At 55.4% G+C, this 21,822-nt stretch carries 15 protein-coding genes and 1 riboswitch; of the genes, 7 read left to right on the top strand and 8 right to left on the bottom strand.

The features are described from left to right. Positions 1-112: 112 nt before the first annotated feature. The 4 genes from MHI24_RS06550 (at position 113) to MHI24_RS06565 (ending at position 7,508) form a co-directional block, all read left to right on the top strand. Entirely contained in the window at positions 113-1,918 is a 1,806-nt protein-coding gene (locus MHI24_RS06550) for a sensor histidine kinase (protein ID WP_340024770.1), read from the top strand. A gap of 40 nt (positions 1,919-1,958) precedes the next feature. Next, complete coding sequence (locus MHI24_RS06555) at positions 1,959-3,581, top strand: helix-turn-helix domain-containing protein (RefSeq protein WP_340024771.1); 1,623 nt, start codon at positions 1,959-1,961, stop codon at positions 3,579-3,581. A gap of 535 nt (positions 3,582-4,116) precedes the next feature. Next, positions 4,117-5,115, top strand: coding sequence for a substrate-binding domain-containing protein (locus MHI24_RS06560; protein ID WP_340024772.1), 999 nt, complete (start codon positions 4,117-4,119; stop codon positions 5,113-5,115). A 98-nt stretch (positions 5,116-5,213) separates the two neighbouring features. Continuing rightward, positions 5,214-7,508, top strand: a complete 2,295-nt coding sequence (locus MHI24_RS06565) for an alpha-galactosidase (RefSeq protein WP_340024774.1) — start codon at positions 5,214-5,216, stop codon at positions 7,506-7,508. Positions 7,509-7,632: 124 nt separating this feature from the next. On the opposite strand, the gene MHI24_RS06570 is transcribed toward MHI24_RS06565, so the two are convergent. From MHI24_RS06570 to MHI24_RS06600, 7 genes are all read right to left on the bottom strand, one after another. Next, positions 7,633-10,071, bottom strand: a complete 2,439-nt coding sequence (locus MHI24_RS06570) for a hydrophobe/amphiphile efflux-3 (HAE3) family transporter (RefSeq protein ID WP_340024776.1) — start codon at positions 10,069-10,071, stop codon at positions 7,633-7,635. 61 nt (positions 10,072-10,132) lie between these two features. Continuing rightward, positions 10,133-11,791: an AarF/ABC1/UbiB kinase family protein gene (locus MHI24_RS06575; RefSeq protein ID WP_340024777.1), complete on the bottom strand. Its 1,659-nt coding sequence runs from the start codon at positions 11,789-11,791 to the stop codon at positions 10,133-10,135. A gap of 13 nt (positions 11,792-11,804) precedes the next feature. Continuing rightward, positions 11,805-12,107, bottom strand: coding sequence for a hypothetical protein (locus tag MHI24_RS06580; RefSeq protein ID WP_340024778.1), 303 nt, complete (start codon positions 12,105-12,107; stop codon positions 11,805-11,807). A gap of 22 nt (positions 12,108-12,129) precedes the next feature. Continuing rightward, complete coding sequence (locus MHI24_RS06585; RefSeq protein ID WP_340024779.1) at positions 12,130-12,927, bottom strand: patatin-like phospholipase family protein; 798 nt, start codon at positions 12,925-12,927, stop codon at positions 12,130-12,132. Positions 12,928-13,002: 75 nt separating this feature from the next. Next, on the bottom strand, positions 13,003-13,680 hold the full coding sequence (locus tag MHI24_RS06590; RefSeq protein ID WP_340024780.1) for an Lrp/AsnC family transcriptional regulator: 678 nt from the start codon (positions 13,678-13,680) through the stop codon (positions 13,003-13,005). Positions 13,681-13,837: 157 nt separating this feature from the next. Further along, positions 13,838-15,262, bottom strand: coding sequence for an SPFH domain-containing protein (locus MHI24_RS06595; protein ID WP_340024781.1), 1,425 nt, complete (start codon positions 15,260-15,262; stop codon positions 13,838-13,840). A 15-nt stretch (positions 15,263-15,277) separates the two neighbouring features. Continuing rightward, positions 15,278-15,778, bottom strand: coding sequence for a hypothetical protein (locus tag MHI24_RS06600; protein ID WP_340024783.1), 501 nt, complete (start codon positions 15,776-15,778; stop codon positions 15,278-15,280). Positions 15,779-16,150: 372 nt separating this feature from the next. Beyond that, a riboswitch (cyclic di-AMP (ydaO/yuaA leader) is annotated at positions 16,151-16,329 on the bottom strand. 329 nt (positions 16,330-16,658) lie between these two features. Here MHI24_RS06600 and MHI24_RS06605 point away from each other — a divergent pair. The 3 genes from MHI24_RS06605 to MHI24_RS06615 all read left to right on the top strand — a co-directional run bounded on the left by MHI24_RS06605 (position 16,659) and on the right by MHI24_RS06615 (position 20,197). Beyond that, positions 16,659-17,285, top strand: a complete 627-nt coding sequence (locus tag MHI24_RS06605) for a TetR/AcrR family transcriptional regulator (protein ID WP_340024784.1) — start codon at positions 16,659-16,661, stop codon at positions 17,283-17,285. Positions 17,286-17,313: 28 nt separating this feature from the next. Then, positions 17,314-19,668: an MMPL family transporter gene (locus tag MHI24_RS06610; protein WP_340024785.1), complete on the top strand. Its 2,355-nt coding sequence runs from the start codon at positions 17,314-17,316 to the stop codon at positions 19,666-19,668. A gap of 91 nt (positions 19,669-19,759) precedes the next feature. Beyond that, positions 19,760-20,197 (top strand): GNAT family N-acetyltransferase, encoded by a 438-nt coding sequence (locus MHI24_RS06615; protein WP_340024787.1) that lies wholly within the window; start codon positions 19,760-19,762, stop codon positions 20,195-20,197. A 178-nt stretch (positions 20,198-20,375) separates the two neighbouring features. Here MHI24_RS06615 and cls read toward each other — a convergent pair whose 3' ends face one another. Continuing rightward, on the bottom strand, positions 20,376-21,818 hold the full coding sequence (gene cls, locus MHI24_RS06620) for a cardiolipin synthase (RefSeq protein WP_340024789.1): 1,443 nt from the start codon (positions 21,816-21,818) through the stop codon (positions 20,376-20,378). Positions 21,819-21,822 lie beyond the last annotated feature (4 nt).

Genomic DNA, 21,822 nt, shown 5'->3' on the forward strand with positions numbered 1-21,822 from the left:
TGCTTTTCTCCGCGCAGCCTGTTCCGAACCTGTAAATTCTTATCCGAAACCTGTAAAATTCTCAGCTTCTCCTCTTCACTCTATATTGAAACGCAGGAATATGCTATGGTAATTGAAAACGCTTTATTATAATGAAGGAGTGTTCAACACGGTACGGAAATCTACTATTAAGAGCCGCATTATTCTGCTCATGACCGCCTTCGCGCTGCTGATTGCCTCGCTGCTGTCCTGGTTCAGCTACGAACTGATTACGTATTATCAGCGCAAAACAACGATTCAGGCAACCGAATTCAACCTTCAGCTCGTCTCCCATATTATTGAACAGGATCTGATTAACCTGACTACGCTGGCGATGACCAGCAGCACCAACTCGTCCACGAACACCCTGCTGACCGAATATTTCGGTTCGGCGGAGGCCAGCCCCAAGCAGGCGCTGAATGTGTTCAATGCGATGCAGGATGATGTGCGGATCAACCGCTCCTACAGCTATGTACGCCGCCTGATTGCTACAGACAACAACGGAAAGTTCCTGCAGGTGGAGAATTTCGGCACCTCCGTTCCGCTTACGATCCATAATATCGGTCAAGTCACCGGTCTTACGGATGAAGCTGAAGAACAATGGAACCGGGTCATTAAGGACCCGCTCTCCAATTCTTACGGTATTCCCTTCGTGTTCCCGATCTATGGCCGGGGGGCCACCCGGGTGGGCACCGTCTACCTGCTCGCGAGTACCTCCGTCATTACGGATAAGCTGAAGGGGTACGCTCTGCCGGAGCACTCCCGGCTGCTGCTTACACTCGGCGATCATCATTATCAGCTTAACGGCGACCAGGTGAAGGCCATTGAAGAACCATATGAGCCGGTTGCCTATACCAGCGACAAGCCCGTCGGCCCGGATACCAAGCTGTCCATGGTGAAATTGCAGGATGATAAAGAAAGCCATATCGTGGTATCGTATCCGGTACGCAGCGGTGTCATGCTCTCGCAGACCTTATCGAATGACCAGTTCGCGCCCCGGAGCAATATCTGGATTCTTGTCCTGCTCGGCGTCTGTCTGCTCGTGCTTGTCTTAAGCGCGATCATTACACTGTATTTAACCCGTACGATCAGCCTCCCGGTGGAGAAGCTGAAGAAGCGCATGGACAAGATCGCCCAAGGTAACTTCCTGCTGGACCGCAATATTGAATGGAACAGCGAGCTGGGGGATGTCGGCCGGGGCATTAACCGCCTGTCCCAGGATATCGTGGCCCTGATGGACAGCCGGCTTGCGGATGAGAAGCAGAAGCAGGAGCTGGAATACCGGATGCTCCAGAATCAGATTAATCCGCATTTCCTGTACAATACCCTGAATTCAATCAAATGGATGGCGACGATCCAGAACGCCACCGGCATTGCGGAGATGACGACCTCCCTGTCCCGGCTGCTGCGCAGCATCGCCAAGGATAACCGGCGGCTGATGCCGCTGAAGGATGAGCTTAGCCTGCTGGAGGATTATTTCCTGATTCAGAAATACCGCTACGGCGGCACGGTTACCATGGTCACCGAGATTGAAGAGGAAGCGCTGCTCGGCGGGCTTATTCCGCGCCTCACCCTCCAGCCGCTGGTGGAGAATGCGATCTTCCACGGTATCGAGCCCAAGGGCCGGGGCGATATTATCATTAAGGTGGCGCGAAGCGGCTTCGCTGACCTCCTCGTCACGATCGAGGACAACGGGGTCGGGATGAAGCCGGAGCAGATCGCTACCATTCTCTCCGCTGCCGAGGACGCATCCGCAGGAATGCTGGAGAATGTCGGGCTGCGTAGTGTGAATGAGCGGGTGCAGCTCGCTTTTGGCCGGGAATACGGCTTGTCCATAGAGAGCGAGCCCGGCCGCTATACCTTAATGAAGCTGCTGCTCCCCTTCCGGCTGAGAGAATAACCCCCGTGTGCCCTGCAAACTGAGCAAGGATGTGATGAGCTTGATCAAATTATTAATCGCAGATGATGAAGCCCTGGTCTGCATCGGACTCCAGTCCATGCTGAAATGGGAGCAATATAACATTGAGATTGTCGGCATCGCCCATAACGGCGCACAAGAGGAAGAGATGATCGACACCCTCCGCCCGGACATTGTAATCAGCGATATCAAAATGCCGATCAAAAGCGGCCTGGAGGTCGCCGGCTCGGTCCGCCGCAAATACGGGCGGCTTCCGCTGTTCATCATGCTGACCAGCTACGAGGAATTTCAGTATGCGCGCAGAGCGATTGAGATCCAGGCGACCGATTACCTGGTGAAGCTGGAGCTGACCCCGGAGGCGCTGGCGGAATCCATCCGCCGGGCCCTTGCCATCCTGGAGGAGTACCAGACGATGGAGAGCTATCCGAAGCTGGTGCATCGCGGCAATCTCCAGGCCCAGCGGGATAAATTCTTCATCCGGCTGTTCAATAACCTGTTCGAGAACAAGAACCAGTATCTGCTGCAAAAGGAGGATCTGGAGGTGGACCTCTCCGCGCCGGCCTATCTGGTCTGCACCTGCCGCATTCTCGGGCCGGACACCGTCCCCCCGCGCGGAGACAAGCTCGTTGCCCTGTGCTCCAGCACGGTGCAGATGGCGAAGGATACGCTCTCTTCGCGCAGCGCCTGTTATGTCACCAGTCTGGATCTGCGCAACTTCGCGCTGGCCCTGCCTGTGCCGGGCCCGGACCCGCAGCTCTGGATGCCAGACATCCAGAAGCTGCTGGCGGATATGGCTTCCGTGCTACATAACTACTTCAATGTGACCATCATTGGAGCGATCGGCTTCGCGGTGGAGGACCCGTTTCTGCTGCAGGGGAGCTATCTCGCTGCCCGCAAGGCGTTGCCCGCCGCTGTGAAGGAGCGTTCCTTCGTCTTCTTTACGGAGGGCGAGGCCCCGTTGCAGGAGCAGCTGCTGTTTGATTTCTCGGAGTCGCGGCTGGAGATCCGCAGAGCTTTTGAAGAAATGGATACCCGCGCCCTGCACAGCATTATCTCCCGGATGATCGAGAGCTTCGCCGGACGGGACGACCTGCTCGTTCCCGCCACCGATGCCGCCTGCAACATTCTGTATATGGCGACCTCCCTGCTCGCTGACGGGGAGAACATGGTGGAGCAGATCTTCGAGCAGGAGCCGGAGGGCTACCGGGCGATCTACCAGATGCATACCATTGAAGAGATTGCCGGCTGGCTCATCCAGTTCCGCGACGGCTGCGTCGGAATGCTCGCCACCCGCAGACAGAGCTATAAGGAGCAGGTGGTGAAGAATGTCCAGGACTATATCAAAAGAAATCTCGGCACCAAGCTCTCGCTGAACCAGGTAGCGGATGTGTTCAACTTCAGCCCCAACTATCTGAGCCACCTGTTCTCCAAGGTCGCCGGGGTGAACTATGTCGAGTATATCACCGAGACCAAAATCGCCGCCGCCAAGGAGATGATGGTCCGGGGCGAAGGCCGGATCTACGAAATCTCCCAGAAGCTCGGCTACGAGAGCGCCTTCTATTTCAGCAAGGTGTTCAAGAAGGTCACCGGGCTCTCTCCCCGGGATTATATGCAGCAGATTGAGGGGAATGCGGGCGGGGAATAGACGAACCATTGGATTAAATGAGGTTAGCTACGTGGGAAAAGCGGACAAGGCTGGGGCTGCCGGTATAGGCAGCCTCTTTTTAATTGCGTGCAAACTCCGATTATGGGCTGCGGTAACCTTTGCCGAAGGAGCAAGAGCCGGGTAAACAAGCAAAGCCTGCTGTGCGCGCAAGAATTCCACCCAGCCGGTGACGATTAACCTTGGTTAGAGCTCCTTTTTGGCTTGTTTGGCATCTGACGGACTCAGGGGACGCTATTGTGTGAACAAACAGACTTTTGGTGGTTTCGCGGACTCAGAAGCGCTTATGCTGCCTTGTAGCGCTGAAAACGAGGGGAATGTGGTTCATTAGCGGAATCTGAGTCCGCCTAGCCCGGCTGGATTGCGGAATGCTGACAAATAACGGCCTGTCAGTCTGCATATTTTGGGGGCAGCACTTATGTAAGCGCTCAAAAAATCCTCTTGAAAGAACCTTCGGCGGATGATAGGATTAAAGCAGTAATTTAGTAAATTTATTAACTAAAAAGGCGGGAGCAGCTTGGCAACGATCAAAGACATTGCCCGTGAGGCCGGGGTATCCGCAGCAACGGTATCCAGAGTGCTTAATAATGACCCGTCCCTGGCGGTCAGTGAGGACACGCGCAGCCGGGTGTTCGCCGTGGCCGGACAGCTTGGCTACAAGCCCTCCCGGGTGCGGCAGCGGAAGCGGGAGAGCGAGCTGGGCAGCAAGACTGTTACGCTGCTGCTCTGGTGCACCGCCGAAGAGGAGCGGGAAGATCCGTACTTCGGCTCGATCCGGCGCGGAGTGGAGCTGCGCTGTGAGGAGCTGGGCCTTGTGCTCGGCCAGACGCTGCGCGGGCGGAACGCGCAGGCTTCGATCCGGGCCGGGGACGGCCTCATCGCCGTAGGGGGAAGCTTCGATCCGGGGGAGCTGGCGAAGCTGCACCCGGACCCGGGCACCACGGTACTGGTGGATCAGTATATGGAGCGCCCCGGCTATGACACGGTGCGGACGCATTTCCGCCAGGCGGTCGATCAGGCGCTGGGCCATCTGCTGGCGCTGGGCCACCGCGACATCGCCTTCATCGGCGGCGCTAATGAAGACGAACGCCGCCGGCATCACTATATGCGGGTGATGCAGAGCCAGGGCTGCTATGATCCCGCACTGGTCCGCACCGGCAGCTGGACCAGCGCAGACGGCTACCGGATGATGGGCGAGCTGCTGTCCGGCACCAAGCGGCCGACCGCCTGCTTCGCGGCCAGTGATCCGCTGGCGGTCGGCGCGCTGCGCGCCCTGCATGACCGTGGCATACAGGTGCCTGCGGACATGGCGATCGTCGGCTTCGACGATATTGAGATGGCGGCTTATGTCCAGCCTCCGCTGACTACAGTCCGCGCTTACCCCGAGCAGATGGGCAAGGCAGCGGTCCAGCTGCTTGCCGAGCGGTTTGAAGGCCGCGAAGCACCCTCCCATTCGATCATCGGCACGAAGCTGGTCATCCGGGAGAGCAGCGGCGGCACACCGGACCAGACTTAGACTTAGCAGTACACCGGATTGTGTAATACCCAATCAGCCGGGACCGCCCGCTCACCCGTGTTGTCCCTGCATCTCACCCGATAAGGAGCGATATGACAATGAACATTTACGCTGACGAGACGCTAGGCTTATTCCACCTTCAGTCCAAAGACACCAGCTACATCATTAAGCTGGTCGAAGGTTACCCCGCCCATGTCTACTGGGGCGCTAGGCTTCGCCATGACAACAATCTGGCCGGCGTGCTGGAGCTGCGCGAACGCGCTTCCTTCTCGCCGACCCCGCTGCCGGATAAGCCTTCCCTCTCGCTGGATGCCCTGCCCCAGGAGTATCCGCAGTACGGCAGCGGCGACTTCCGGCGTCCGGCTTACCAGGTTCAGCTGGCTGACGGCACACGGATCTCCGAGCTGAAGTATGTGGGCTATGTTATTACGCCGGGCAAGCCGGCCCTTGAAGGCCTGCCTGCCGTATATGCTGAGAACGAGTCGGAAGCGCAGACCCTTGAGCTTACCCTGAAGGACGATTACGCCGGACTGACAGTCAGACTGCTATATACAGTGTTCGCCGATCATAGCGCGATCACCCGTTCCGTGCGCTTCGAGCATCAAGGGGATGTCCCGCTGCGGCTGGAGCAGGCGCTTAGCGCCTCGGTCGATTTCGCCGATTCCGCCTATGACACGCTGCATCTGAGCGGCGCCTGGGCGCGGGAGCGCCATGTTCAGCGCCGTCCGCTTACCCCCGGGGCCGCCCTCTCTCTGGAGAGCCGCCGCGGTTCGAGCAGCCATCAGGCCAACCCGTTCCTGGCGCTGCTGCGCTCCGGTGCGGATGAGGACCAGGGCGATGTCTATGGCTTCAGCCTGGTCTACAGCGGCAGCTTCAGCGCCACGGCCGATGTGGAGCAGTTCGGACAGACCCGGGTAAGCATCGGGATCAATCCGTTTGACTTCTCCTGGCTGCTGGAGCCTGGCCAGTCCTTCCAGACCCCGGAGGCGGTGCTCGTCTACTCCGGCGAAGGCCTCGGCGGCATGTCGCGCACGTACCACCGTCTCTACCGGACCCGGCTCTGCCGTGGGGTCTACCGCGACCAGGCCCGGCCGATTCTGGTCAACAACTGGGAGGCGACCTACTTCGACTTCGATGCCGACAAAATCGCCACCATCGCCAAAGCAGCAGGCCCGCTCGGCATTGAGCTGTTCGTGCTTGACGACGGCTGGTTCGGACGGCGCGACAAGGACGACAGCTCGCTCGGCGACTGGTTCGAGGACCGCCGCAAGCTGCCCGAAGGGCTGGATGATCTGGCAGGCCGGGTGAACCGGGAAGGCCTCCAGTTCGGACTGTGGGTGGAGCCGGAGATGGTCTCGCCCGACAGTGAGCTATACCGCAAGCACCCGGACTGGTGCCTGCATGCCGCAGGACGCCGCCGCACGGAAGGGCGGAACCAGCTGATCCTGGATCTCTCCCGCCCGGAGGTATGCGATTATCTGTATGAGACATTAAGCACGGTCTTCTCCAGTGCACCGATAAGCTATGTCAAATGGGATATGAACCGCAACATGACCGAGATTGCTTCAGCGGGCGCCAATCCCGAACGGCAGCAGGAAACTGCCCACCGCTATATGCTGGGCCTGTATGATCTGCTGGAGCGTCTGACCTCCCGTTTCCCGGATATTCTGTTCGAGAGCTGCTCCGGCGGCGGCGGCCGGTTCGATCCGGGGATGCTGTTCTATATGCCGCAGACCTGGACCAGCGACAACACCGATGCGGTGGAGCGCCTGGCGATCCAGTACGGCACCAGTATCGTCTATCCGGCCAGCAGCATGGGCGCACATGTATCTGCCGTTCCGAACCATCAGGTAGACCGCATCACCACCCTGGCTACACGCGGGGATGTGGCGATGAGCGGCAACTTCGGCTATGAGCTGGACCTGACGAAATTCACTGAAGCGGAGGCCGAGCTGGCGGCCCGGCAGATTGCCCAGTACAAGGAGATCCGCACTCTTGTCCAGCAGGGCGAGATGTACCGCTTGCTTAGCCCATTCGAGGGCAGCGGAGAGACAGCTTGGATGTTCGTCAGCGAGGACAAGACCGAAGCCTTCGTCGCTTATTTCCGGGTGCTGGCCATACCGAATCCTCCAATCTCGCGCCTTACGCTCAAAGGACTTAATCCCGAACTGGATTATGTCATTGAGACGGGGGCAAAAGGCAGCAACGGGCATATCCACGGCGGCGCAGAAGCCTCTGCACCTGCAAATGGCGTCAGCTCCGCTCCATTCCAGACCGCCTTTGACGGCACACCGCTGGGCGGTGACCGCCTGATGCGTATCGGTCTTGTGGTCTCCGACCTGCGCGGGGATTACGCCAGCTGCACCTACCGGTTAAGAGCAGTTCAGCGTTAATCCTAAGCAGAATAGCTCCCCCCGAGCGGGGATTCACTAACAAAGCAAAAGAACTTTAGTCTCCGTAGAGGCTGAAGTTCTTTTTTATTGTGGATACTCATTCACATCGAACAAGCACCTTCTGTTAACTTTGATCAAGCAATGCCTGCTCTTTGTCTTTATCCAATAGAACAATAATCGCCGGAAGGACAATCAAGGTGCTGAGCAGGCACAGTAACGTATCCAGCACAGTAGTCACCCCAAAAAGCTTAACCACTTCAAAGTTAGTAAACATCAGTGCGCTGAAGCCGCCTACGACAGTGAGACCCGAAGCTGTAACCGCCCGCCCTACTTTTGTCATCGCCGTAATTATAGCTGCCTTTATATCCAATCCGTTGGCTTTCTCTTCCAGATACCGTTCCATGAACAGGATTGTGAATTCTGTACCAATGCCCAGCACAAGCGCACCAAGAACAGCGGTTAGCGGGTTGATATCTATACCCAGTATGAAGAGCAATGCTGTCGACCAGCCATTAACCAGGATGATAGGTAGAATCGGGAAAAAGGCCCGCTTTAAATTACGGTACACAAAAAACAGTCCTGCCATAATAGCCAGTAATCCGGAAAATAACGATGTGTGCCGGCTATCCGTCAGACCATTCAGAGCTTTGACCTGCAGCACTTGAATACCCACGGAATGGGCACGGACTCCATCAGGAAGATTGCTATAGTTCTCTAAGCGGCTAAGCAGCTGCTCTTGGTCCTGCGTACTGATATTATCTATAGTAAAACGGATATGAGCCATTCTCCGGTCCTCCGACAAATACGGAGCCGTCATCTCAGTGGGAAGCTGAGCCAGAATCTTCGCTATCGTAGCTGAATCAGCTGTGACAACCTCCGGCTGGATTGCAGACATGGCATTAATGATACTTGAGCTTCCCTGTATCTCCGGATTCCCGGTAACGGCCTGCTTTTGGAACATATCCATCCACTGTATAATTTCCGGCTCTGTCACATCCTGTGCTTCGATCATCCAATCCAGGGTCAAGGAGTTGTCCATCACCTCGCGGATCTCATTCAATTCAACCAGAGCAGGCACCTTTTGCGGCATGAGCTTCTCAATGTTACTCTCCACATTCAGTTTGTGATCCACACTGAAGCCTGCAATAGCCACGATAAGGGGAAGGATCAGCATCGCTTTGGGATGCTCGATTACGTACTTCGCCAAGCCACCAAGGGCGCGTTCGACCACATTGTCAGCTTTTCCTGTACGCAGCTTGATGCCCTTCCGGTCTCTAAGAATAAGCAGGGGAAGGAGGAGACCAAGACTCACCGCGTACATGATACATACGCCAATTGCCAGCATTAGGCCAAAGTCCTTGATCATCGGCATCTCCGAAAATAGCAGGGTCAGGAAACCCGCAGACATAATGATGACCGCTATACCCACAGCAGGAGCCATATGTCTTACCGCAGCAGCCATTGCTTTGGGTGAATCCCCTTTTTTGACCAATTCCTCTTCGTAGCGGTTATGGAACTGCAGTGCAAAGTCTGTCCCCAGACCGATCAGGATAGGTAACAGCGCCATTGTTGCTATGCTCAGCGGCATACCGATGTAGCCCATCAAGCCGAACACCCACACCATTCCTACCATAACCACAGGTAACGACAGCAAACGCCAGCGGACCGGGAATATAAGCAGCAGCACGATGATCATTAAGATTATAACGGTCAGCAGCATAGTAACAATATCTTTCGAGATGAAGTCGTCTATGGTTTTGGAAATGGCAGGTATTCCGGAAAATAAAGAATGGGTTTCAGCAATGGAATGCTCCGCAATGATCAGTTCCAGCTGATCGGTCGCATCCGACATTTCTTGTAAGCTCAAACCGCTCTCCAGCTGGATATTAAATAGAACACTGTGGCCATTCTCGGAAAGCAGCTGGGCAACGGCTGTTTGCGGTGCACCTGACTCATCAAATAGCGCATAGCGCACAAAAGCCTCATTCGTTGAAGCCAATCCGCCAATCTCGTTCATTTGACGGATTTGTTCTCCATATTGAGCAGCGATGGCCTGTTCTGCCTGCTGTTTGGCGGCATCGGCTGCCTGCGCTTGTTGCTTCTCATCTCCCCCTTTATTCTTTACAGCAGCCGTTGCCTCCGTCATAGCTTGCTGAATTTGCAGGGACATTTGTTCTTGGAGTTGACTCGATTGCTGCTCAGCCTGCCGGGCATACACCTCGGCGATCGATACCGGGCTGGTCACGGAGAAGACCCTGTCACCCGCGGCAAGCTCCTGCTGAAGACTGTTCAGCGTCGATAGTATGTCGTGATTCAACAGCAGATTGTCACTTCCGCGCAGCAGCAATACGAGACTCTCTCCCCCGAATTGCCGCTGAAAGCGGTCATTGTGAATGGACACCGGCGAATCCTTGGACAACAGCATATCCACATTCGTTTTTACCTCAATACGGGTTAATCCATACCCCATTCCTCCAGTAATCAATGCCATAATGATCACAATCGGAGTAGCCCGTCTCGTGATCAGCATTCCTGCGTTATGAAAAAGATTCTTCAGAAACAATTCTCTCACTCCAATTCTATTGTCTTCACACAAAAAACCAAAAAACTAGCCATAACGCGACTTAAAAGCGACCTGAGCGAAAGATGGAATACAGCAGCCAGGCGAACATTAACAGTGAGATCACGATTGCGGTTTCCAGTACCGGAAGCCTCCAGAGTATTGTTGGTACCCCATTGATGGAATAGCCTATAATCAGGCCGAGCAGCACAAGGCTTAGCGCAAGCAGAACTATACTGAAGGACATCTGATTGCTGATCCGGTCCAGCTTCTTCATGAGCTGCTCAAGCTGTGGAGAGACTACCTCCACCTGCACCTTCCCCTTGTTTAACATTGCAGTTATACGTTTCATTGTTATAGGCAGCTCGCCCATAATCTGCAGATAATCCGGGACACCCTCAAATGTATTTTTCAAAAAACCCCAGGGGCTCAGCCGTTCCAGATACAGCCTTCTTCCGATCGGCTCTGCCACATGCAGCATACTGAAATCCGGGTCCAGCTCAGCAACTACTCCTTCTGTAGTAAGAATGGCTTTGCCAACCATCGTTAACTCGGAAGGAACACGTATCCCATGCTTGAACGCCACGCCAAACAAATCATTCAGCATATCTCCCAAGCGCACATCTTTAAGCGGAATATCGTAGAACTTCAGCCGCATCTCCTCTACATCTATGTACAGCTTATCCCGGTCCACCTTCTCAGGGATCATGCCGAGCTGTTCGATGGCACGCATTACGCCTTTGGAGCTTCTGTTCCGCAGAGCGATGATGAAGGAAGCGAAATGCTTCTGGGTATGCGCAGATAACCGTCCAACCATCCCGAAATCCAGCAACGCAATCTCTTCCCCGGAGAGAACGAGAATATTGCCAGGGTGGGGATCGGCATGAAATACACCGTCAACGAGTATTTGCTGAAAAATAGCACCTGCGAGCCGTTCAGCCACTACACAGGTCCGTATCCCCTCTTCACTCAGCTGCTCCACATTCGATAAGCGTATACCTTCGATATATTCCATGGTCAATACCCTTTTGCTGGAATACGGCCGGTACACGGCCGGAATGCGCAGATGGCTCTTCCTGCCCGCCGTGCGGGCAAAGTGTTCCAGATGAGCAGCCTCCTGGCTATAATCAAGCTCGGCAAGCAGTCCTCTGCCCAGCTCCTCCACCACCTCGGTCAGGCTGTAGCTGGCCATCCAGCTGCCCCGGCGGTCAGCCAGCCGCGCCAGATCTGCCAGGATATCCAGATCTGTCTCGACCAGCGCGGAAAGCTGCGGCCGCTGAATCTTCACCGCCACTTCCTTGCCATCTGCCAGAACTGCACGATGAACCTGTCCTATCGAGGCGGAAGCCATAGGTACGGGCTCAAACGAGCGAAAGAGCTGTGAGACCGGAGCTCCCAATTCCTCTTCAATGACTCTCGATACATCGGCATACGGAAACGGAGGCACTGCATCCTGAAGCTTGATCAGCTCCTTCACAACAGGTTGCGGAACCAGATCCGGCCGGGTGCTGGCCAGTTGTCCCAGCTTGATGAATGTAGTACCCAGCTCTTCCAGCAGCAGGCGGATATGCTTGCCTGCACCCGGCCAATCCGTTTCACTTGCTGCAGAAACACCGTCTGCTCCAATGCTGCTGTGGACAATGAATCCGAATCCGCTGCGGGCGATTGCGGACGTAATCGTCCGGTAACGCTGCAATTGTCTGAACCTTTTTTGTACCCCCAATCAAGCACCCCCATTAGATATGTAGATCTTTTTGGTGCTCTAGTGCAAGCACACGAAGCTTCAACTGCCCAAGCTCCTCCAAGACCGCCTGGTTGTGTTCGGACCATAGCGCCTGAACCTGTCCGGTAATCCGCGCTTCCATCCGCTGCTCCTCTGCCTCCTTGCGGTGAATGAGCTTATCTGCCAGGGAACGGGCCTCTTGACGGCTCACCTCTCCTTTTTTGACTAATTCCCCGACGGTTAGTTCAATTTGTTCTTTCCCCGCAGCCGCCAGGCCAATCCCCAGCATTATCGCTTTATCTAATGTTGTTCTCATTCGTCTCCAGCTCCTTATAAGATCATGATTTACTTGCTATACGAATTTGAATTTGATGCTTGAGCTCCTCCATGCTCTGTTCGGCAGCCTCCTCTCCCGCTCGGATACATTCCTGTGTCTTGGTAAAGTCAAAGGCTGCATAGGAGCCAACGTCAGGCCGGATCACATAATCCGCCAGCTTCAGGCTTGCATGTTTACGCTCGGCCGTCATTAGACTATACGAGCGGTAGACCACTTCGAACATATTGCGCGGCGGCTTATTCTCATGCTCTCTCGCCACGTCCACAGCAATCACATAATCGATATCCCCGCCCAGCACCTCCTCCACCGGCAGGTTGTTCAATACCCCGCCGTCCACAAGCATTTGATCCCCAGCCATCAGCGGTGCAAAAACACCTGGAAATGCGGTGGTAGCACGGAGTGCAACGCCCAGCTCACCTTCATCCAGCACCACCTGCTTGCCCCGAATCAGATCTACGGCAATCGCTCTGAATTCCACCGGAAATTGTTCGATTCGCAGGTCATGCTTACCGCGGCTCTGCAGCAATTCGTTGATTGTATGATGGACCGTATTGCCGGCAAACAAGCCCCTGTGCCGGATTCCTATATCCAGCAAACGGTATTTCGGTGTTCTTAGCAGCAGCTGTTCAATATCCCCGGCAGAGATGCCTGCTGCATATAGGCCCCCAATGGCCCCGCCCATGCTTGTGCCGGCAATCCGGTCTATCCGGATACCATGTCTCTCAAAAGCCTTCAATACGCCCAGATGCGCCAGCCCCCTGACGGCTCCGCCGCCCAATGCAAGTCCTGTTCTCCCCATATGGCACTCCACTTCCATCCGGATTTATTTTAATAAGTCACAAAAGACCCAAAAACTCAAAAAGCAGAAGCTTTGTCAAGCTAAAGCTTCGTGCAGCAGATCCAACAAGCGTTGTTGGTCTTGACTCGACAGCTGATCCATGATGCGGAGAAATTCGGATACCAGCTCTGTGAATTCGTCCCCAAGCTCGTCATTGATGGCTTGAATAACCGTCCCGAGAACCGTTCCGACAAACATCAGCATTCCGTTCTCTCTCTTCGGTGTTTTGGAGACCACAAGACGGATCAGCATTTCAGTTCTACCGCCCAGCTTCTTCACATAGACCAGCAGCAGTCCGAGAATATAGCCGCAGAATTCAATGCTGGATGACTTGGAAGGAATTTCGTTCATCATTCTTTGAATCAGGTCGTTAACATTGCCATTCTTTACGCTTTGGAGCAGATTGCGGATATGGGCCACCGTCTGCTCCCAGTCCGCCGGATTTAAGGAATCGCTCAAATTTTGTTTGAACAGGTCGGACGCCTTGACGGTTGGAGCAAACACTACCTGAGAACGTCCGGTGTCCTTGGAGTTCACTTCATAGCTGCGGGTTACAAACCCGAGCTTTTCGATTTCCTTCAGCATATCATAAGCCGTCCATTTACTGACTCCGAGTGAACGGGCCAACGTCTCATAATGAATCGGCAGGCTGGTGCGCTGATACAGTTCAACCAGCTGCCCCAATAATTGCAGCCGTCGTTTTGTAAGTGGCATAGATGCACCTCGAGAATTTTTGTTTTTTGGTTTTTTGGTTTTTTGGTTTTTTGTGTTTTTTATATTACCACTCCCTTCCTTCGTTCGTCAATCTAAGATTCACGGGCAGAAACGGCAAAGAACCCTCATTGGCTGAAGGTTCTTAAACTCTCAAGTCCTACCCTTGCTCCTTATCCCGGCCAAGCAGTCCGCTGAGCGCCTCAGTCACGTTCATGCCGGTAAGTGTCTGGGTCAGCTCTGGAACCTGGGCCATAATTTTGGCGATATCACCCGTAATCTTGTTCACGCCTGAAGAAGCGCCGTCCTGGGAGATGACCGTGATCTTGTCGACCTTGGCCAGCGGGGAGGCGATCTTGTCGGCCAGCTCCGGCAGAATCTTCAGGAATTCCACGGTCAGCGCCGCTTGCGTGAACTGCTTGTAGGCCTCCGCTTTCTTCTGCAAAGCTCCTGCTTCGGCTGCCCCGGCGAGCTGAACGATCTCCGCATTCGCCTTCCCTTTCGCCAGCTCTGCTTCCGCCGTTGCCAGCCCGCGCTTGGTCGTCGTGGCCGCTTCAGCTTCCGCCTCCAGAATCTGCCGCTGCTTGGCGGCTTCCGCTCTCATAATGGTCGCCTGATTCTCCGCCTGAGCCGGCTTGATCACTGTCGCCTCCAGCTCCTTCTGCTTCAGCTCAACTTCAATCTCGCGGACCGTCCGGTTGGCTTCGGCTTCCATTTGGGTGATTTTGACCTGCTCGGTGACCAGCGATTGCTTGATCTTGTTCTGTTGCAGTTCGTAAGCCAGATCCGCCTGCGCCTTCTTCACTTCGGTCTCCAGCTTGAAGTCGGCCTGCTTAATATTCAGCTCCTTCTCGAACAGGGATTCCTTCGCACGGGCTGCCGTTCCCGCTTCTATCGTCGCCTGGTGGGCATTGGCTTTGGCAATCGAGGATTCCTTCTCCGCCTCAGCCTGCTTGATCTGGATGTCGCGCTCTGCCTCCGCTTTGGCAATGCTGGCATCACGGCGGATACGTTCAATCTCGGGTACCCCCATATTGTCGATGTACCCTTTGTCATCGGTAATCTTTTTGATGGTGAAGCTGACGACCTCCAGCCCCATTTTGTCGAGGTCCTCTGAGCAGGTCTCCCGCATCTTGCTGTTGATCTCATCCGGGGTCTTCAGAATCGATTCGACCGACAGCTGGCCGATCAGTCCGCGCAGATGGCCTTCCACCGAATGCAGGATAATCGTCTCGCGGTCCTCCTCCGGCCGGTCAATGAACTGCTCGCTGGCGGTCAGGATTGCGGTGGGATCGCTTTTGATCTTAATCTGGGCGACGGCCTCCAGGTTGAGCTTGATGCCCTGCCGGGAGAACATGGCCTGCGCCGGAATGACATCGAAGCTCATCAGCATCATCGAGATGGTCTTATTGTTCTGAAAGCCGGGGATGACGAAGGTCCCGCCGCCTTGCACCACTCTTTTGCCGCCGAGGCCGTATACGATCATTGCCTGGTTGGGCGGTACCTTCTTATACGCGGTCACGATGCTGGACAGGACCAGCAGAATCACTACAACGATTGCTCCAGTAACATAGAGAATTAACATTAGCTCCGACACTCCCTATTCAATTTGTCCCATTTCCCGTTCAAAAAGCGTTACCGCTGCAAGCCCCTTCTCCACCCGCACAATAATCACCCGGTCGCCCCGGTTCAGCTCCTGTCCGGGTTCAGCCCTTACGCCGATGGAGCGCATGGTGCCGAGCAGCACATATTTCATCTCCCCGACGGCTCCGTCCGCTGCGGCGATGCTAATATATCCGAGCTGACCGGCCGGGTCATACTCCCATTCACTCATGCTGCTGTCGTACCGGGTCATGATCCGGGCCAGCACCGTATAGAGCAGAATGCCCGGCAGCAGGGCAATCACGGTGCAGACCAGCACCACTGGCAGCAATTGCATCCCGCTGAATTTTGTCAGCATGTAACCCGTGCCGCCCCAGACGGTGACCGACACCATCAGCGGCAGAATCGGCAGTACCCCCGGCCCTCCGGCATCACTGCCACCCGCATGGATATGTCCCGCCAGGCCATGCCCGTGAATACTGCCGCTGAGCAGGAGCACCAGCCCCGCCCAGAAGCAGACGATGAATACAGTAGCGATGGTAATCCCCTCCTTTCAGTGGATTGTGGTGATGAGTCAAGTGATTAATTATTGTTGTTATAAGATGTTGTATTACTATCGCCGTTACTAATCCGCCTGGGTTTCCAAGCAGGACTGCTTGGTTAGATGGGAGCGGAGGCGCAAGGTGGTTCGGGTGCACTAGTGCTCTTCATTAACTCTAACTCCCGTCCACTCTTCGCCCCCAGTAAACTTCCGGCTCCTTCCCCCCAGCCACTTCAAGCGCAACCTGAGGGCTTCCTCCCTTACCCGTACAGCAAAAAGACCACAGCAGCAACAGGGCTCTCCGTGGTCGGTTAATCGATCATGGCGCTCATCCTCTCTCTTCGAGGCTTACGGGGTTAGCTGACGGATTCGGGCAGCGAGATTGCCCTACCTTACCGGTGTCATAGCAGCACGCAGTAAGGATTCACCCCAGAGTGCAGCAGCATCACTTCCGCCGCTTCACCCGTTGGTTCCCCCGTTCCCGTAACGGAATTCAGCCGCCTGTGAGAACAGTGTTATGTCATTCGGTTGATGATTGAATCTTACGCCTGCGGCCCGGCAAAGTAAAACGCGGCAGTTGGCAAAAGAAGCCAAACCCGCCGTCCCTATACGAATGAAGGCGCATTCTTGCGCTGCGCTCTTATGCGGCCGGGGATTTGCTCGTTCTTGCGCCTTTTTGCGAAAGCGGGTTTATTCGTAAAATTTGAAATATTCACATTTCCGTCACTAGATGCTCATTGTGCAACATTGCCCTTTGGGCAATAATATAACCTATAGCTATTACTATTCAACCCATGCTATTCAGCGCAATAGCAGCAGAAAGGAGGAAACAGGAAGCTTGAATTCCAAACTGAACCTGCGGGACAAAAAAAAGGAGGCCACCGCCTACGCCTTGTCCACCGCCGCCTTTGAGCTTGCGCTTGAGCACGGCATGGACGGCTTCATTGTGGACGATGTGGTGCAGAAGGCCGGTTATTCCCGGCGGACCTTTGCCAATTACTTCTCTTGCAAGGAGGAGGCGGTCGCCGCTTATTTCATTGGCAATATTGCAGCCAAAGAGAAAGAAGAGGCGGATCACACGCTGGCCGCTCAGCCGCCGGATGCTACGCCGCTCGATGTCCTGTACAATCTGCTGAAACTCCAATTCACCTCGGAGTTCCTGCATAAGCTGCGGCAGTTCGTCTCCCTGGCGCATCAGCATCCGTCCCTGGAGCCTTACATTCTCAATGTCTTCCGGCATTTGCAGATCACCGCCCAGGAGACGCTGGAGCAGTTCACCCATGGACGGTATGCCGATGGATATACCCACCTGCTGGCCGGTGCCGTCTACGGGGCCTTCGTGCCCATTCTGGACGGACGGCTGAATGTGATGCTGCCGGGCGAGCAGCTGAGTGCAGACTCCGAAGCTATGCCGTTTGACCAATATTTGAATTCGATGTTCGCTTACTTACGCAACGGCTTCTAAATTTAGAGATACAGAGGAGAAACCATTCATGTCTACTTTTCTATACCGTTTAGGCAAATCGGCTTATGCCAGGCCCTGGATGTTCATTGCTGTCTGGATCGTCATACTCGGTGTGATCGGCACCCTTATCGGAGTGAACGGCATTCAGTCCAGCTCCGAGATGAAAATTGAAGGCACCGAGTCGCAAAAAGTGCTGGATAAGCTGTCCAAAGAGCTGCCCGCTGCGGCCGGAGGTCAGGCAAGTGTAGCCTTCACTGCACCTGAAGGCGAACGGCTGGACACGCCGGAGCGCGCTGCGTTGCTGCTGAAGGCGATCAATGATGTGTACAGCATGGAGTATGTCATCAACCCTGCTGAGCTGGCTGCCCAAGCAGCTGCTGCGGCTGGTCAAGGCGCTACCGATCCTTCTGCTGCCGCCGCAGGCCAAGGTGCTGCCGCCGATCCTTCCGCTGCCGCCGCAGGCCAAGGCGCTGCCGCGGCCCAAGCGGTCCCGTTCGGCCCGCTGATGGCTGACGGCATGCCTGTTCCCGGCGTAATGCTGTCGGCGGACGGCAATATTGCCTTGTTCCAGTTCCAGTTCACCGTGCAGCAGACCTCGCTGCCCTCCAATGTGCCGGATGATATCATCGACACAGTGACCGAGGTCGAACAGTCCGGCTCCGGGATTACAGCGATTCCAAGCGATTCGCTCAAAAGCATTCCGGCCATCGGCTCCACCGAAGCTATCGGAGTTGCCGTCGCCGCCATCGTATTATTCATGACGCTGGGCTCGGTGGTGGCCGCCGGTCTGCCGCTGATTACTGCGCTGCTGGGCGTGGCCATCAGTGTCGGAGGCGCCTTCGCGCTGGGCAGCCTGATCCAGATGAACGACATCACCCCGGTACTGGCCGTAATGATCGGTCTGGCTGTAGGGATCGACTACTCGCTGTTCATTGTGAACCGGCAGCGCCGCCTCATTCTTGATGAGAAGCTAAGCGCCGGGGAAGCCGCCAGCCGGGCGCTGGGTACGGCGGGAAGCGCGGTGTTCTTCGCCGGACTGACCGTTATTATTGCCCTGTGCGGGATGCTCGTTATCGGCATCGGCTTCCTGTCCACGATGGCGCTTGTAGCAGCGGCCAGTGTGCTGGTCAATGTTCTGCTGGCATTAACCCTGCTGCCTGCACTGCTCGGACTGGTCGGCGAGAAGATCGTGACCGCCAAAGCCCGGACCAAGCAGACGGCCGCCGCCAAGCAAGCGCAGCACAGCTTCTCGCACCGCTGGGCGAATGCCACTGTGAAATTCCGCTGGGCCATCATTATTCTCGTCGTGCTGGTGCTGGGAACAGCTGCTATCCCGGTCAGCAAAATGGAGCTGGGCATCCCGTCCGGCGCCTCAGCGAACCTGGATACACCTGCCCGCCAGAGCTATGATGTAATCTCCAAGGGCTTCGGCGAAGGCTTCAACGGACCGCTGCTGCTGGTCGCTGAGCCGAAGAATCCGTCCGACAAAATTTCCATGCCTGTCCTGGGCAAACTGATTCAAGAGCTGCAAATGCACGATAATGTGACCCTGGTCTCACCGCTGGGCACGAATCCCGCCGGTGATATCGCCATTATCAGTCTGATTCCGAAGACGGGGCCTACAGACACCGCAACCAGAGACCTAGTAGAGGAGCTGCGTGATCCGGCCTCCGCTCTGACGGACGGCAACAATATTACTCTGGGCGTGACCGGCTTCACCGCCATCAACATTGATATGTCTTCCAAGCTGGCTGAAGCCTTCCCGGTCTATGTCGGCATCATAGTCATTCTGTCGCTGATCATTCTGCTGCTGGTCTTCCGCTCGATTATCGTTCCAATCAAAGCCACGCTCGGCTTCGTGCTAAGCATTCTGGCCACCTTCGGCGTGACCACGGCGGTCTATCAATGGGGATGGCTGCACTCGCTGTTCGGCTTCGATACCGGCGGACCGCTGCTGAGCTTCATGCCGATTCTGGTCACAGGCATCCTGTACGGGCTGGCTATGGACTACCAGGTCTTCCTCGTCAGCTCGATGCGTGAGGCTTATGTCCACGGCCGCCACGGCAAGGACAGCGTCATTCACGGCTATGATCTGGCCAGCCGTGTGGTCCTGGCCGCAGGAGTCATCATGGTATCCGTCTTTGCCGGCTTCATCTTCGCCCCTGACGCGATGATCAAGCAGATCGGCTTCGCCCTGGCCTTCGGCATTCTGATCGATGCCTTCATCATCCGGATGACGCTCGTTCCGGCCGTCATGGCCGTCTTCGGCGACAAAGCCTGGTGGCTGCCGAAATGGCTGGACCGCCTGCTGCCGAACCTTGATGTAGAAGGCGATAAGCTGATCGCCAGACTGAACGCAGAGAGCGGACAGAAGCAGCATTAATCTCTCCTGTCTTCCCCTGCACCAACAGAGCCTGCGGCTTCATGCCGCAGGCTCTGTTATGTTATATTTACTTCGAGAAGGAGTGATTCCTATGAACATCATTGAAATGGAGCTTGAACAGAATCAGCAGGAAATCTCCCGCTTGCTGGAGGAGCACAGCCGCCGCATGGACAGCAGCATCCCGTCGTATCAGCGCGAGGTGATCTCTCTAGCCGCCTATGAGAACGGAGTCTTCGTTGGCGGCATTACCGGGGATATCGTCTGGAATATCCTGAATGTGCATTTGCTGGCCGTTGATCCCGGATACAGGGGGCATGGTCTCGGCGGAACGCTGCTGAAGGAGTTGGAAGCCAGAGCAGCAGAGCGCGGCTGTAAGGTGAGCGAATTGACCACGATGAGCTGGCAGGCGCCGCATTTTTATCGGAAACAGGGGTATGAGATCTTCGGGGAAATCAAGGACTGCCCCAATGAAGGCCAGACGAAATATTACCTGCAAAAAAGCCTGAAGACCGGGTCCTCTCCCTCCTGAGAAGGCCCGGGGCTTCGCGCGGCCAAACTTACACTACACTGAAAATAACATGCTTCCCGGCCGCCGCTGCCTTCCGGTAGAAGTCCAGCAGCCCGCTATCCTCATCGGCCAGCACATATTGGCCCCGCATCCCCATCTGTTTTTCCTCCTCTTATAAGGTACAGCTGCCCATCTCAACTTACAAAATAGGCGACAGCAGCCGCGATATGCCTTCCTTCAGCTTAATCACCAGCGAGCGCTGCGCATAACGTTCAGGGGTAAGCTCAGAACACAGCCGGACATCATTCAGGAAAATATCCTCAAGCTGCTCCGCGATCTGCCGGTCATAGATTATCGCATTTACCTCGAAGTTCAGCCGGAAGCTGCGCGAATCGATATTCATCGTCCCTACTGAGGCGACCTCTCCGTCGGCCACAATGGTTTTGGCGTGGAGGAAGCCGTTCTCGTAGAGCAGGATTTTGGCCCCGTAATTCAGCAGATCGCCGGCATACGCCCAGGTGGCCCAGTACACAAATGGATGGTCAGGCTTGTTTGGGATCATGATCTGCAGATCGACTCCGGAGAGCAGGGCGATTTTGCAGGCATCCATGAAGCTGGTGTCCGGTATGAAGTATGGGGTCTGGATGTACACACTTTTCTTGGCCGATAAAATAAGCTTGATGTACATATTCTTCAGATGCTCGGTGGACGAATTGGGGCCGCTGGTAATAATCTGGACCGGACTGTTCCCTGTGTGCTCCTTCGTATTAAACTGGAACTCCCCGTAATCCCCGCGCTCATGCTTCCCGGCCTGATGCCAGTCGAGAATGAAGCGGCCCTGAATATGGCTGACGGCATGTCCGGTGATCCGCAGATGAGTGTCACGCCAATAGCCGAATTTCTTGTCCAGCCCCAGGTACTCATCCCCCACATTGAACCCGCCGATATACGCGGTCCGCCCGTCAATAATACACAGCTTGCGGTGGTTTCTGTTGTTGATCCGGAAGTTCAGCGGCTTGAGCAGGGACGGGAAGAACACCTCCACCTCTCCCCCCGCAGCACGTAATTCCCGGAAAAAATGCCGCGAAATCCGCTTCGACCCCACCTCATCATACAATAGACGCACCTTCACGCCCTCCCTGGCCTTCACGATCAGCATATCCCTCAGCTTCCGGCCCAGGTGGTCCGGCTGAATGATGTAATATTGAATGTTGATCTCGGAGCGGGCCGTGCGGATATCCTCGAACAAGGCGGCGAACTTCTGGTGGCCGTCACTGTAGATCACAATCTCGTTATCGCTCGACAACAGGCCGTGGGACGACCGGATATTCATGTTGACGAGCTGGGCATAGTTCTGCAATAGCTGCGACTGGTCATCCGCCCCTTCCGCGAAGGCCGTCAATTGCTTATCCGCTTCCGCCTGCACATATTCCTGCTCTTCTAGGAAGAGCTTGTAGAAATTTTTCTTTTTCAGATTGCGCCCGAAGAAGATGTACAGAATGAACCCCAGGATCGGGATGAAGAACAGCACCATCAGCCAAGCCCAGGTATACCCCGCCTCTCTCCGCTCAATGAACAGAAACCCTAACGCCAGAATGATATTAATAACCGTGATAATGGACGTTATACTTGTAAAATCCATGCCT

Source organism: Paenibacillus sp. FSL K6-1096, assembly GCF_037977055.1.
Lineage (GTDB): Bacteria > Bacillota > Bacilli > Paenibacillales > Paenibacillaceae > Paenibacillus_AQ.